The organism is Trinickia soli, assembly GCF_002879855.1.
GTDB classification, from domain to species: Bacteria; Pseudomonadota; Gammaproteobacteria; order Burkholderiales; family Burkholderiaceae; genus Trinickia; species Trinickia soli.
Genome location: NZ_PNYB01000033.1, coordinates 1 through 13,859 on the forward strand (window position 1 = coordinate 1; position 13,859 = coordinate 13,859).

Annotated in this window: 13 protein-coding genes; 7 read left to right on the plus strand and 6 right to left on the minus strand. The window is 61.3% G+C overall.

Annotated elements, in window-relative coordinates; translation table 11 throughout:
• Nucleotides 1-317 precede the first annotated feature (317 nt).
• Nucleotides 318-1,193 carry a lipid A biosynthesis lauroyl acyltransferase gene (locus C0Z19_RS25230; protein ID WP_102612576.1) on the minus strand — a complete coding sequence of 292 codons (876 nt, stop codon included), beginning with the start codon at nucleotides 1,191-1,193 and terminating at the stop codon, nucleotides 318-320.
• A 319-nt stretch (nucleotides 1,194-1,512) separates the two neighbouring features.
• Nucleotides 1,513-2,418 carry a LysR family transcriptional regulator gene (locus C0Z19_RS25235; RefSeq protein ID WP_102612577.1) on the minus strand — a complete coding sequence of 302 codons (906 nt, stop codon included), beginning with the start codon at nucleotides 2,416-2,418 and terminating at the stop codon, nucleotides 1,513-1,515.
• A 118-nt stretch (nucleotides 2,419-2,536) separates the two neighbouring features.
• Between C0Z19_RS25235 and C0Z19_RS25240 the strand changes: the two genes are divergently transcribed.
• Both C0Z19_RS25240 and C0Z19_RS25245 read left to right on the plus strand, forming a co-directional pair.
• Nucleotides 2,537-3,127: a flavodoxin family protein gene (locus tag C0Z19_RS25240; protein WP_102612578.1), complete on the plus strand. Its 591-nt coding sequence runs from the start codon at nucleotides 2,537-2,539 to the stop codon at nucleotides 3,125-3,127.
• A gap of 73 nt (nucleotides 3,128-3,200) precedes the next feature.
• Nucleotides 3,201-4,274, plus strand: coding sequence for an aldo/keto reductase (locus C0Z19_RS25245; RefSeq protein WP_102612579.1), 1,074 nt, complete (start codon nucleotides 3,201-3,203; stop codon nucleotides 4,272-4,274).
• Between the two features lie 76 nt (nucleotides 4,275-4,350).
• On the opposite strand, the gene C0Z19_RS25250 is transcribed toward C0Z19_RS25245, so the two are convergent.
• On the minus strand, nucleotides 4,351-4,998 hold the full coding sequence (locus C0Z19_RS25250) for a DsbA family oxidoreductase (protein ID WP_102612580.1): 648 nt from the start codon (nucleotides 4,996-4,998) through the stop codon (nucleotides 4,351-4,353).
• 147 nt (nucleotides 4,999-5,145) lie between these two features.
• Between C0Z19_RS25250 and trhA the strand changes: the two genes are divergently transcribed.
• From trhA to C0Z19_RS25265, 3 genes are all read left to right on the plus strand, one after another.
• Nucleotides 5,146-5,766, plus strand: a complete 621-nt coding sequence (trhA, locus tag C0Z19_RS25255; protein WP_102612581.1) for a PAQR family membrane homeostasis protein TrhA — start codon at nucleotides 5,146-5,148, stop codon at nucleotides 5,764-5,766.
• Between the two features lie 44 nt (nucleotides 5,767-5,810).
• Nucleotides 5,811-8,183, plus strand: coding sequence for an HAD-IC family P-type ATPase (locus C0Z19_RS25260; RefSeq protein ID WP_102612582.1), 2,373 nt, complete (start codon nucleotides 5,811-5,813; stop codon nucleotides 8,181-8,183).
• 89 nt (nucleotides 8,184-8,272) lie between these two features.
• Nucleotides 8,273-9,148: an ADP-polyphosphate phosphotransferase gene (locus C0Z19_RS25265; protein WP_102612621.1), complete on the plus strand. Its 876-nt coding sequence runs from the start codon at nucleotides 8,273-8,275 to the stop codon at nucleotides 9,146-9,148.
• 99 nt (nucleotides 9,149-9,247) lie between these two features.
• On the opposite strand, the gene C0Z19_RS25270 is transcribed toward C0Z19_RS25265, so the two are convergent.
• Entirely contained in the window at nucleotides 9,248-10,432 is a 1,185-nt protein-coding gene (locus C0Z19_RS25270; RefSeq protein ID WP_102612583.1) for a chromate transporter, read from the minus strand.
• A complete protein-coding gene (locus C0Z19_RS25275; protein ID WP_102612584.1) occupies nucleotides 10,429-11,409 on the minus strand; it encodes a chromate resistance protein ChrB domain-containing protein in 981 nt (326 codons plus the stop codon). Before C0Z19_RS25275 ends, C0Z19_RS25270 begins: the two co-directional genes overlap by 4 nt.
• Nucleotides 11,410-11,745: 336 nt before the next feature.
• Between C0Z19_RS25275 and C0Z19_RS25285 the strand changes: the two genes are divergently transcribed.
• Together C0Z19_RS25285 and C0Z19_RS25290 are read left to right on the plus strand one after the other, a co-directional pair.
• Nucleotides 11,746-12,336, plus strand: coding sequence for a class I SAM-dependent methyltransferase (locus C0Z19_RS25285; protein WP_102612585.1), 591 nt, complete (start codon nucleotides 11,746-11,748; stop codon nucleotides 12,334-12,336).
• A gap of 134 nt (nucleotides 12,337-12,470) precedes the next feature.
• The gene (locus C0Z19_RS25290; protein ID WP_102612622.1) at nucleotides 12,471-12,923 is read left to right on the plus strand and encodes a cupin domain-containing protein; all 453 of its coding nucleotides are present in this window, start codon (nucleotides 12,471-12,473) and stop codon (nucleotides 12,921-12,923) included.
• 40 nt (nucleotides 12,924-12,963) lie between these two features.
• On the opposite strand, the gene C0Z19_RS25295 is transcribed toward C0Z19_RS25290, so the two are convergent.
• Nucleotides 12,964-13,776 carry an SDR family NAD(P)-dependent oxidoreductase gene (locus C0Z19_RS25295; protein ID WP_102612586.1) on the minus strand — a complete coding sequence of 271 codons (813 nt, stop codon included), beginning with the start codon at nucleotides 13,774-13,776 and terminating at the stop codon, nucleotides 12,964-12,966.
• Nucleotides 13,777-13,859 lie beyond the last annotated feature (83 nt).

Genomic DNA, 13,859 nt, shown 5'->3' on the forward strand with positions numbered 1-13,859 from the left:
GTCATGATTCGGCTCCTGTTGAAGAACGAGGCGGATTGCCTCATTCGCCAACATAAAGCCGCGTGACCGGCCTCTCCCTGACCTCCAGCGCCGGACCGTAGCCCCTACCGCGCGAGCGGTTTAGTCCGCCGGCCATGCGCCGCCGTCCGTCCACCGTCTTAGGCGATACGGTCAAACGGCAGGTCCGCCCACAAAGACGTCGCTCCAATGGCGAGTATGGTGCGTCCTTTCCCATGCCGGGGACGGACAAGACCCACCGACAAACGCTGTTCTCGTCCGCCTTTCAGTTGAGAAAGCGCACCACCCAATCAACCCGCTCAATACACCGACGCCATCCCCGGCGGCCGGTGCTTAAAGCGTCGATGCACCCAGTAATACTGCTCGGGAAATTTCGCGACCTGTTCTTCGAGGAATGTATTCATGCGACGTGCATCGACTTCATCATTCCCCGACGGAAAATCCAGAAGCGGCTCGAAAATCGTCAACTTATACCCCTCATAGTTCGGGAGTACCTCGGTCACAAAGGGAACAACCCGAGCCTGCCCCAGTCTCGCGAGACGCGAAACAGCAGTAAGCGTGCAGGCGGGAACGCCGAAGAATGGAACGAACACAGAGTTCTCGACGCCCTGATCCATATCCGCAGCGAGCATGACGGGTGTGCCCGAACGCAACAAGCCCACGATCTTTCTGGCGCTTGTCGCGCGCTCGATCATCTGTGCGCCGAATCTGCCGCGTTGCCGCTTGGCCACGTCGCACATACCTGCGTTTGACATACGCGTATACAGGGACGCCACCGGAAACTGCGTCGAATAAAGCATGCAGCCCACTTCGATGCCAACAAAATGAAAGCCCATGAAGATGGTCGGCGGCGCGTCACGGTCATCGAGATCAATTTTGCTTTCAATCTGTACGATGTTTTGGATCGAACGCGCGCTACCAAACCACTGGACACCTCGCTCGAGATAGCTGCGAACGACATGGCGAAAGTGCTCTCGTGCGAGCGTATCGAGCTCGTGGCTGGACTTCTCGGGGAAGCATAGACGCAGGTTCACGAGGACGATGTGCTTGCGGCGGCTCGGAAGCGCATACAGTGCCGTGCCGACAACCATCCCGAGCCGTGCGACGAACTTGTAGGGAAGTACCGAAAGCGTGCGCAGCAATGCCACGATGAGCGCAAGGCTGATGCGTTCCAAAGATTTGTCCCCTGGTGTGGTGGAGAGGCGGGAAGCGAAGTCAAATGCCGGGCACGCGACGTTTCTGTTCGTCGCTGCTCCGTCGACATGGTTCCGCTCGAGATATCAGCCGTGGACCATCCGGTACCGACGTGATCATCAGATTCGGGGAACGACCTTGCGAAGTGACGGAGTATACCGGACGGCGAAGGTTCGACCTACCCCGATGATTCTCGGAACGCGGACGCCCAAGGCATGCTTTCACCTGCATCGAGCCGTTGTTCGACGATGTCCGTGAGTCCATTGAGCATCTGAGCGACATGCTGCTCTGCGCCCGTCGCTAGTCGAAGTACGGCTTCAACACCGTTTCGATCCAATTCATGAAGGCCCGGACCCGCTGCGACATGTTGCGCCGATGGGCCACGACGAGCCACGCGTCGAGCGGCTTCGGGCGCAGGTCGGGCAAAATCTCCACCAGCGCGCCGCGTTCGATGTGACGTGCGAGCCCCGAATATCCCGCCTGGATCAGCCCAATGCCGGCAATCCCCGCTGCATGGTAAGTCTGCACGCTGTTGACCTGCATCGCGCCGGGCAGGGAAAGCGACGCATATCCATTGCCGTCCGGATATTCCCACCCCGTCAGTTTGGCGCCGAATGTCCGCGTGTAATGCACCATCTGATGCCCTTGGTTGAGCAAGTCATCGAGCGTATGCGGCGTGCCGTACTGTGCCAGATAGCCCGGGCTAGCCGCGTTGATCATGCGCAGCTTGCCGAGCGGCCGAGCGATGAGCGATTCATCGACGACCGGTCCCAACCGAATCACGCAATCGAACCCTTCCTGCACGAGATCGACGCGGCGATCGGTACTGGAAATTTCAAGTTCCAACCCGGGATGCGCCGCGATAAATTGCGGTATCGCGGGAATGACGACGCTTTGCGCCAGTTCCGTCGACATGTCGACGCGCAGTCTTCCCCGTAACGCTGCCCCATTGCCCGAAAACATCGATCGCAGCTCTTCCACTTCGGCCAGCAGATCGCGTGCGCGCGAATAGAACGCGCGTCCATCTTCGGTCAGCTGGACGGTCCGCGTGGTCCGATGCAGCAGAGCTACGCCCATCTCACGTTCGAGTTCGCGGATCACCGTGGAGACGCGTCCCTTCTGGATGCCCAGGCTTTCAGCCGCACGCGTAAAGCTCGTCAGTTCGGCGACACGGGCGAAGATCAAAAGCGCGTCAAGGTTCTGCATTGTTCATCCTGGGAGAAACGGAGCGTTCAATTTGCCGTCATTTATAACTCAATCGCGACTCAGTAGAGTGCGTTCCCATGTCGTCCGCAGTGGACACATTGCACAAAAGGGAACAGTCATGACTCAGCACGCTTCGCCGGTTAGAGCCGTTGTCGTCTACCACTCTGGATATGGGCACACCGCACGCATGGCCACGGCCATTGCCGAAGGCGCCGGCGCCGAACTCGTCGCGATCGATAGCGAAGGAAACCTCGCCGCGCACGCCTGGGAAATGCTTGCCGCCGCCGATGCGATCCTGTTCGGTTCGCCAACCTACATGGGCGGCCCTAGCTGGCAGTTCAAGAAGTTCGCGGATGCATCGTCGAAACCGTGGCTCGAAGGGACCTGGAAAAACAAGGTCTTTGGCGGCTTCACCAATAGCGCGAGCATGAACGGCGACAAGCTCAATACGCTCGAATACTTTGTCCTGCTCGCCGGGCAGCACAGCGGCATCTGGGTCAGCATGGATATCAAGCCGGCCAACATGAAAGCCTCGCTGCGCGACGACCTCAATCGTATGGGTTCCTATCTCGCGCCCATGGCGCAGACGCCTGCTGATGCGTCGCCCGACGAGATGTCGCAAGGAGATCTGGAGACTGCACGCCGCTATGGCACACGCGTCGCGATGATCGCCGGACAGCTCGTGTCGGGAAGATCCCAAAGCAACTGAAATCCAGACGCGCGGGACGCGACAGCCGCGACTCTGCCGCATTTTATTCGGCCAATCTTTGAAGGGCATCGCAATGAAATATAAGCAACTCGGCCGCACCGGCCTGTATGTCTCCGAGCTGTGCCTCGGCACGATGACGTTGGGCGGCAATGCGGACGCCGGCATGTGGAAGGCGATCGGCGAACTGGGGCAGAAGGAGGCGAACCAGCTGATTGCCCGCGCGGTCGATGAGGGGATCAATTTCATCGACACCGCCGACATCTATTCTTTTGGGCAGTCTGAACGCGTTGTCGGACAGGCGTTGCGAGACATCGGCGTGCCGCGAAGCGAGATTGTGCTGGCTACAAAAACCGCCGGCGTCATGGGCCCGAAGCCGAACCAGCAGGGGGCGTCGCGTGGCCACATCATGGATTCCGTGCAGAGAAGCCTGGAGCGGCTTCAAGTCGACCATATCGACCTTTACCAGATTCACGCCAACGATTCCGTCACGCCGATCGAAGAAACGCTGCGAGCGCTCGACGATCTCACGCGGCAGGGCCTCGTTCGTTATGTGGGCGTTTCGAATTGGCGCGCGGGCAAGATCGGTAAAGCGCTCGGGTTCAGCGAAGCGCTACATGCCACGCGCTTTGAAACGCTCCAGGCCTATTATTCGATTGCCGGACGTGACGTGGAGCGCGAACTGGTGCCGCTCGTTGTCGAGGAACGGATGGGGCTGCTGGTCTGGTCGCCGCTTGCAGGCGGATTGCTTTCGGGGAAGTTCGGCCCCGGCTCACAAACCGAGGGAGGTTCACGGCGAACCCACTTCGATTTCCCGCCTGTTGATCTCGAGCGGGCTTGGCCGTGTGTTGCGCAGATGCGCGTGATCGCCGAGGCGCGCGGTGTTTCAGTTGCCCGGATCGCACTCGCCTGGCTTCTTGCCAAGCCGCATGTCACGAGCGTGATTATCGGCGCCAAACGCGTCGAACAACTCGAAGACAATCTTGGCGCCGTCGATCTCGTTCTTACCGACGAAGAGCTTGCGCGTCTTGATGCCGTGAGTGTTCTGCCGCCTTCGTATCCGGACTGGATGATCGGGCGTCAGGATGCGGGCAGGCGGCCGTTACCTTTCAAGTCCGATGGGTCGAATCAGAAGCGGCAAGAACAGTAGAAAACGTTGCAGGCGAGGCTCGCACCGCCGTCGCAAGTTCACGAATGCGTGCCGCCAGCGCCGGAACGCCCGAACGTCACTGCGCTTCGGAGATGATCTGCCTGATTGCCTGCTCGAAGACTTCGGCGGGCTGCCCGCCGCTCACCAGATAGCGCCGGTTGAAGATGATGGCCGGCACCGAATGGATGCCCATGGCCTGATATTCCTGTTCTTCTGCGCGAACTTCGTCCGCGAATTGCCCGCTTTCGAGCACTTCGCGCGCGGCTTCGGCGTCGAGCCCGACCGAACCTGCCGCCTCGATCAAAACGTTGCGGTCGCTCGGATCTTTCCCGTCGGTGTGGTAGGCCTTCAGCAAGGCGAGCTTGAGCGTAACCTGCTTGTCTTCGTGTTTCGCCCAATAAAGCAGACGGTGCGCGTCGAACGTGTTGTAGACGCGTTTGCGTTCGCCGAATCGGAAGCCTACCTCGGCACCCCGCTCGCGGATGGTCGCCTGGGTCTCGGCGATCTGCTCCGGCGTACGGCCGTACTTTTTGCCGAGATACTCGACGACGTTCTCGCCTTCCGGCCCCATGTCCGGATTGAGCTCGAACGGATGCATGGCGATTCGTGCATCGACATCGCGGCCGATGTGCGCAAGCGCTTGCTGAAGCGACGAAAGCCCGATTGCACACCATGGACATGCGACATCGGAAACGAAATCAATTTCTAACGATTGTGCTGTCATTGCTGTCTTCCTACGGGGTGCGGTTTGAGGGCGCAGCCGGATGGCCGCCGAATCGTTTGGAGCGTAGCATGTTGCTGCAAACGTCTGCACGCAGGCAAAGAACGACCCTTGCGTTGACCAGACAAATCCGCCCGGGAGAACGGCGTCGTGTATATCGGTGAACGTTTCAACAGCATTACGCACCTTGTCGGTGTCGTATTGTCCGTGGCCGGGCTGGCGGCGCTCGTGACCATGGCCGCCATTGCCGGGGACGCATATAAAGTCGTAAGTTTCAGCATATACGGGGCAATGCTGCTCGTGCTCTACACGATCTCGACGCTTTATCACAGCGTGCGGGGCCCGCTGTTGAAAGCCGTGCTGCAGAAGTGCGACCACGCCGCGATTTATTTGCTCATTGCGGGGAGCTATACCCCGTTTACGCTCGTCACGCTGCGTGGGCCGTGGGGATGGACGCTGTTCGGCGTGAGCTGGGGATTGGCTGCGCTAGGCATTGCGCAGGAGCTCACGCTCGGGCGAAGAACCCGTAGCATTTCGATGATGCTGTACCTGCTGATGGGCTGGCTCGCGCTCGTGGCAATTCGTCCGTTGCTGCATGCGTTGCCCGCGGCGGGGGCGGCGTGGCTGCTGGCGGGTGGGCTGATTTATAGCGCGGGGATCTACTTCTTCATCAACGATGAGCGCATTCGTCACGGACATGGCATCTGGCATCTGTTCGTGTTGGCGGGCAGCTTATGTCAGTTCGTCAGCGTGGCGGGGTACGTTGCTTGAAGGGTTGCGATGTACGCGTGGGACATTGCGATACAGGAGAATCCATGAGCCCAGGCGCAGCGAGCGAGGCCGCTCCGGCAACCGGTGCGGCGAGGTCGTCGGAACCATCGCAGGCGGCCGGTCTGAGCAGCACCGAGGTGCGCCGCAGACTTACCGAGTCAGGCCCGAACTCAATGCCGGACATTTCGGCGCGCCCGCTGCGCATGGCGCTCGGGAAGTTCTGGGCGCCAGTGCCGTGGATGCTTGAAGCCGCTATCGTGCTGGAGTGTGCCCTTGGAAAATTCACTGAAGCAGGAATCATTGCGGGGCTCCTCGTGTTCAACGCCGCACTCGGGCTCTTACAGGAGAGCCGCGCGCAAGCGACGCTGACTGCGCTGAAATCGCGACTTGCGCTCAACGCGTCGGTTCGGCGCGACGGAGCATGGTCGATCGTCCCGGCTGCGGATCTGGTGCCGGGCGATGTGGTCAAGCTATCGCTGGGCGGCGTAGTGGCGGCCGACATGAAGCTCGTCTCGGGCAACGTACTGCTCGACCATTCGATGCTTACCGGCGAATCGGTGCCGATCGAAGCCGCGGCCGGCGCGCAGACATTTGCCGGTGCGCTCGTACGACGCGGTGAAGCGGTGGCGGTGGTGACCGCGACCGGTGCGCATACCCGCTTTGGCCGCACGGCGGAGCTGGTCCGCACTGCGCGCGTTGTGAGTTCGCAACAGAAGGCGGTATTGCACGTCGTGCGCAATCTGGCGATATTCAACGGCGTCGTCATTGCGATGCTTCTTGCCTGCGCGCTGTATCTTCACATGCCGCTCGCCGATATCGTTCCGCTCGTGCTGACAGCCCTGCTTGCGTCGATCCCGGTTGCATTGCCGGCCACGTTTACGCTATCGGCCGCGCTCGGCGCGCGCGCCCTGGCAGCGCGCGGCGTGCTGTCCACGCGCCTGACTGCCGTGGACGAGGCCGGCACCATGGACGTACTGTGCGCCGACAAGACGGGCACATTGACGCGCAACGAGCTGACCGTCGCGGCTGTCGAGCCGATGCCCGGCTTCGATGACCGACATGTGCTGACGCTCGCGGCGCTCGCGAGCGCCGAGGGCGGGCAAGACCCGGTCGACACCGCGATTCGCGCGGCCGCCGCGGGCCATGTCGCGTCCGATGCACCGACGCTGGTCAAATTCACTGCATTTGATCCGGCGAAGAAGATGTCCGAAGCAAGCGCCACCGATTCGACCGGCCGCACGCAGCGGATCGTGAAGGGCGCCTTCGCGGTCATCACGAAGCTTGCAGAGCCGTCGCCGACAGCGGCAGTGCTGGCCGAAGAACTCGAGGCGAAGGGCCTTCGGGTGCTCGCCGTGGCGGCAGGCGCACCCCAGGCGCTGAAGCTGGTCGGGATGGTTGCGCTGAGTGACCCGCCGCGCGACGATTCGGCCGCGCTTATTACGGAGTTGCACGCGCTCGGGGTGCGGGCCGTGATGGTAACCGGCGACGCGCCGGCGACCGCGGGCAGTGTCGCCCAGGCGGTCGGGCTTGACGGTGCCATCTGCCCGCCGGGCCCCATTCCAGACGGCGTGAAGCCGGAAGCATTCGCAGTGTTCGCCGGCGTGCTGCCCGAGGACAAATACAACCTCGTCAAGGCGTTCCAGCAGGGCGGCCATGTCGTCGGCATGTGCGGTGACGGCGCGAATGACGCGCCCGCGCTGCGCCAGGCGCAAATGGGCATCGCGGTGTCGACGGCGACCGACGTCGCCAAATCCGCCGCCGGGATGGTGCTCACGGAACCCGGGCTCGGCGGCATCGTGGCAGCGGTGAAGGAGGGCCGCGTGACGTTCCAGCGCATGCTGACCTACACACTGAATTCGATCACCAAGAAGATCGTGACTGCGCTTTTGCTGGTATTCGGTCTGGTCATGACGGGACGTGCGATCCTCACCCCGTTGCTGATGGTGATCCTGATGATCGCAGGTGATTTTCTCGCGATGTCGTTGACGACGGACGCCGTCGACCCCTCGCAGTCGCCGAATACGTGGCAAATCGGCAATTTGACGATTGCGGGCGTGGCCATCGGGGTCGCTCTGCTGGCTTTTTGTACCGGCGCGCTCGCCATTGGCCGGTTCGCGATGGATCTGAGCGCTGGCGCACTACAGTCCTTGACCTTCGTGGCCCTTGTCTTCGGCAGTCAGGCGACGCTCTACGCGATTCGTCAACGCCGGCGTATGTGGGGCTCCCGTCCCAGCCTGTGGCTGGTCGCGTCGTCGGTGACCGATGTTCTGCTTGCCGTGATCCTTGCCGTCGGTGGCATTGCGATGACGGCGCTTCCCGTCGCGGTGGTAGCGGGAATGCTTGCTGCTGCAGTGGCTTTTGCTGTCGTGCTGAACGCGCTGAAGATTCCCCTCTTCGCGCACTTGAGGATCGCGTAGCACTGTTGTCGTTCTGGTGACATCGTGACATGGCGACTGTCGATAGATTGGCGGCAGCTGACGCCGCTTTGACCGCGAATGGGATCGAGATGAAAACCTGGTCGGACGATTTTCGTGTGCAAGAGGGCGATGAAGTCAATCTTGGCAAATGGCCAACCAAGGTGGACCCCTTGTACACCTCAAAAGAGCACTACGAGGAACTGCTCACCGCGCACGTGGCGCGATTGAGTTCGCTGCAGCAACTCTTCTACGCATCGAACCGCCACGCGCTTCTGCTGATCTTTCAGGCCATGGACGCGGCCGGCAAGGACGGTGCGATCAAACATGTGATGTCGGGCGTGAATCCGCAGGGATGCCAGGTTTTCAGTTACAAGCATCCCACGCCAGCCGAACTGGAACATGATTTTCTCTGGCGTACCTCTCGCGATTTGCCTGCGCGAGGGCAAATCGGCATCTTCAACCGGTCGTATTACGAGGAAGTTCTGATCGTCCGCGTCCACCCCGAGATTTTGCTTGGGGAAGGACTGCCAAGTGCGTCGCCCGACAAGAAGACAATCTGGCAGGAGCGTTATAGGTCGATCGTGGATCTGGAGCGCCACCTCGATAAAAATGGCACGCGCATCATCAAGTTCTTTCTTCACCTGTCCAAGGCGGAACAACGCAGACGCTTTCTGGACCGTATCGACGATCCTGACAAGAACTGGAAATTCAGTGAAGCGGATATCGAGGAGCGCAAATTCTGGAATCAGTATAGAAAGGCATACGAGAAATGCCTTGCCGCAACGAGTACCCGATACGCGCCGTGGTACGTCGTGCCTGCCGACGATAAAAAGAATACGCGGTTGATCGTCTCTCAGATCATACTGGACGCACTCGAGTCGCTTAAGATGACCTACCCCTTGTCGACCGCAAGCCGCAAGCGGGAACTGCAGGCCATTCGCAGGCGCCTCGAAACCCGAGGTTAAGTTCGAGTCGGACGGTCGACATCAACCAATCTCTAAAGCCACAGCACGGCTCGTCCGTTGCATCTGCATGATTCGGCTGTGCGGGCACGCGCAAACGCGTCAGAGCGCGTGCGCGTGGACGAGCGGGTACACGACAAGGCCGATCAGCGCGGCGGCGATGACGACGACTGGCTCCTGCAGCTTTTTGAATCGCCACAGCAGTAGCGCGGTCGCAAGCGCCAGCAGGATGGTCGGCCAATCGACGATCGAGCGCCGCGCGATGACAATCACCGAGCCGGTAATCGCGCCGACAGCGGCGGCGGTGATTCCGTCGACGAATGCCTTGACGGCTGGCAGCTTGCCGTATTTCTTGAAATACGGAGCAGGTAGCACGGTGAAGAGATAGCACGGCAGAAAGGTGCCAAGCGCCGCCACACAGGCACCCGCGGAACCCGCGATCAGATAGCCGATAAATCCCACTGTGATCACGACAGGTCCCGGCGTAATCATCGCTACGGCCACGGCATCGACGAACTGCTTGTCGTTGAGCCAGTGGTGTTCGGTGACCACGCCACCGTAAAGGAATGGCACGATCGCCAATCCCGAGCCGAACACGAATGCGCCGGCTTTCGTGAAGAACAATCCGATCTGCCCCAGCAGCGGCCAGTCAAAGCTGCCAAGCACGCCGCTGGCGACAGGTACCTGCGTCGCGGCCGCTGCATTCAGTCCACCGTTGCTTAACCACTTCGGCGGAGCAACAACGAACCAGTTGACAAGGCCACCCGCGATGAAGAGCCACGCGATTTCCGATTCGGTGATGACAGTCACCGCGGCGAGCGTCAGGTAGATCGCCCACAGGAGCCGGTTTTTTGCAAGGGCACGCGTGGTGAGCTTGTAGGCGCTCATCGCAATGATGCCGACGACGGCCGCACCTACGCCGTAGAAGGCGGCCTGCATCCACGACAGCCCCCCGAAGTGAGCGTAGGCCCAGCCAAGGCCAAGCACCATCAAAAACGACGGCAACACGAATGCGAAACCGGCGAGCGTCGCACCGACGAGGCGGTAGTGCACGTAGCCCATGTAGATGCCGAGCTGCGTCGCCAGTGGCCCGGGCATCATCTGCGCGAGCGCCAGCCCCTCGCGGTAATCCGACTCGGTGATCCAGCCACGTCGCTCGACGAGATCACGATGCATGTAGCCGACGAGCGCCACCGGACCGCCGAATCCGAACGCGCCAAGCCGTAGCATGTACAGCACGAGCTGACCCAGTGTGTAGCACGGTGCCGCTACGGTGGTTGTGCTCACGATTGCCTCCCGGTGTCCCGACCCTTCGCGGCCGACGCAAAGTATGCGTAGAGCGAATCCAGGACCTGCCCCATCTCGTCGAGCAACTGATCATCGTCTGTTGCACGTTCTCTCGCACCGGCCATGACGGCCTCGAAGCCGATCGCTTCGGGCACGGGGGCGCCGCCGACATCGAGCGCATGGACCAACTCACCGAGTCGAAGCAGCGCGGGGTCCTCATCGAGGCCGAAACTCGCGACCAAGACCTCGAACGTCACGCGTTCGCCGACATGGGTGAACGCTGCACCGTCGAAGTCGAATCCCAGCGCGTTGGCCGGGCAGGCGCTCGGTGACGCGAGCCAGATGAAGTGTGCATCGCGATCGATGAAGCGCCGGATCAACCAGGCGCTCGCCACGCGATCGACCCACATGTGCTGCCGCGTGGCCCAGGTACGCGCCTGATAGTCGCTAACCAAAAGGCGCCGGATCGGCCGTTCGGCGGAATGCGGCTCGCCCGGCGACAGGACGGTGTCGACGAGGCCGATGAAGTCCTGCCATGCCGCCGCTGAGCGCGTTGCAGGGTCGCCCGGAAAGTAGTCGATCGCGACGATCGATTCGTAGTCCTTGCGCAGCTTCCGAAGCAGCTTCGTCAATTCGGCTGCCGACTGGCCCGACATCGTCTTGCGCGCATCTTTCAGCGCGCGCATGAACCCGGCATGGTCTTCACTGCGGTCGAAAAGCGCCCGGAATTCCTCGTCCTGCGCGGCATCGAGGCTCGGTGCACGCAGCAGGTGCGCCGTGCCGCCACATTCGGCAATGGCGCCCGACAGTTCGCGCAGCATCTGCTCTCGCTCGTCCGTGTAAGGCAGCAGATAAATGCCATCTCTCAGCACAGCGCATCCCTTCGCCTTCAGCGCGCGCCAGAAGCGCATGCGGGCCGTCGCGTTTTCGGTCGGCAGGGTCAGCACAAGGAGCGACCACGTAGTGATTGTGTTCATGTAGATAACGTTACATGATTGTAGCGTTGTCTACAACAATAACTGCTGAAGGGCGACACCTCGGGGCCGGAGGCGTTTCTGGCGGTGCCAGCGCAGCAAAGCCTGTCACACGTTATACCGGGATAGTCAATAGCCTTCCGTGCGAAGCATCATGAGCCGAAACTACCCCTGTTTGTCGAAGGGGTCTCGCTGCACGTCGCGGCTGCACCGTCTCCCGACCATGAGGCACTGGCAAGAGACGCCGTTCGAATGTCACCCGTTGCGCGGACGTTAGGGAAGCCGGTAGTCATTCGTCCGGCCGCAATCATCCTTACCACCTGACCGAGGGCATTTGCTGTGGACGAACAGACCATCGAAACCTACTCGACAAACGCAGGCCGCTATGCTGCGGAGTGGCGCGACCAGGCTCCGCCGACTGACATGTACGCCCTGTTGCAGCGCTACTTCGCACCGGGGGGTAAAACTGCAGACATTGGTTGTGGCGCTGGCCGCGACGTGGCGTGGCTCAACGAACATGGCTTTCCCGCCGTCGGTTACGACGCCGCGGAAGGATTGCTCGCCCAAGCCGCGACCGATTTCCCATCGTTGGCTTTCAAGCGCGCCGAGCTTCCCGGGTTGGAGGCGATCCCAAGTGACGCCTACGACAATGTGCTGTGCGAAACCGTGCTCATGCATTTGCCGCCTGATGAGGTTACGCAAGCGTGTGCGCGTCTCTTCGAAATCCTCAGGCCAAAAGGTACGCTGTATCTGAGCTGGCGAGTCGCGGAATCGGCCTCCACGCGCGATGCTGCCGGGCGACTCTACGCTACGTTCGACGCCGCGCGGGTCAGAGAGGGGCTTGGCGATGCCGAAATCCTGCTCGATGCCGAAGCGGTCAACGCATCTTCCGGCAGACGCGTGCATCGACTTGTCGCCCGGCGACGGTGATTGATGCCTCCTGAAAGGCGCATACTCTTCGGTGAATGCAATTCGTCTCGGTCGCCGCTCGCACCGCAAGCGCTTTCTCTCTTGCCTGTCACGTCGGCGGATTGATGAGAATCTTCAGTCGGAAGGAGCTTGCCATGACTGTCACTGGCGCAGCGGCTCGCGAGCCGATCAGGGTTGGCCAATTGAGCATTCGGTATCTTATCGATGGGACTGCAACGGGCGGAATGGGTGTGTTCGAGTTGACCGTGCCCCCTGGCTCGCACGTCCCGCCGCCACACAGCCATACACGCAACGAAGAATGCGTCTATGTCCTCGAGGGCAAGCTTCGGTATTCGGTCGATGGGACGGTTCGTGACCTGGCGCCGGGAGAATGGATGTTTACTGCACGAGGATCGGTTCACCACTTCAGCAATCCTCACAGTGATACAGCCCGCGCGTTGATCGTACTGACTCCCGACATCGGCGCCCAATATTTTGTCGATGTGGCAGCAGTCGTCAATGCCGGCGGCCCGCCCGACCGCGACAAGCTTATCGATGTCATGTCGCGGTACGGGCTCGTGCCTGCGCCGCCGCCGCCGCCGCAATGAGCGACGATCGTCGTCAAGGGATGCCTGTGGCCGTACGGTATCAAGCCTGGCTTAATTCGTCGCTCAGGTACCGCGGGGCAGGAACGCTGCTCGACAGATGTCCCGACATCGTTCGGCGCGCAGCTTCATAGGCCGCCCATTCTTCGCCGGCATGGAGCGATGGGATAGTAACGAGTTCACGACGATCAAAGCCTGTCAATGCTGCGTCGACCATGTCCTCGGCGGACATGACGATTTCCTTGGGCAAGTGCTCGAGCGGCAGGCCGCCGGCTCGCCAGAAATCGGTGGCCGTCGCGCCCGGCAGCACCGCCTGCACCTGTACGCCCTTGTCGGCGAGTTCGTGGTGCAACGATTGACTGAAGGCGAGCACGAAGGCCTTGCTGCCCCCGTAAACACCGTTCAGGATTTCCGGCGCTATCGCGACGATCGACGAGATATTGATGACGGCGCCCTTGCCGCGCGCGACAAAGCCTGGCACGGCAGCGTACGTGAGGCGGGTGAGCGCGGTAACGTTCAGGTCGATCATCCGCGTCATCGCATCCACATCGCTCTCCAGTAGCGGCGTATGCGTGCCCACGCCAGCGTTGTTGACCAGCAGCGTGATGCCCGAATCCTGTCTCAGTTTTGCTTCGATGGTGGCCAGCGCCGAGCGGTCGTTGAGGTCGGCCCCGACGGTCTGGACGCTCCGCTGCGTCTCGTTCGTGATGCGATCGGCGACGGTCGCCAAGCGATCGCGGTTGCGCGCGACCAAAATCAGGTCGTAGCCGCGGCGGGCCAGCCGGTCCGCATAGATGGCGCCCATACCCGACGATGCGCCGGTAATAAGGGCGGTGCCTTGATGTACTTGGGTCATGTTCTCACTCCTTCCGAAAGGTGCCGGTGATTGCGTGAGCGCATTCTGGCCTTTTTTGGGCGTGACGGAAATGACGTAGATAG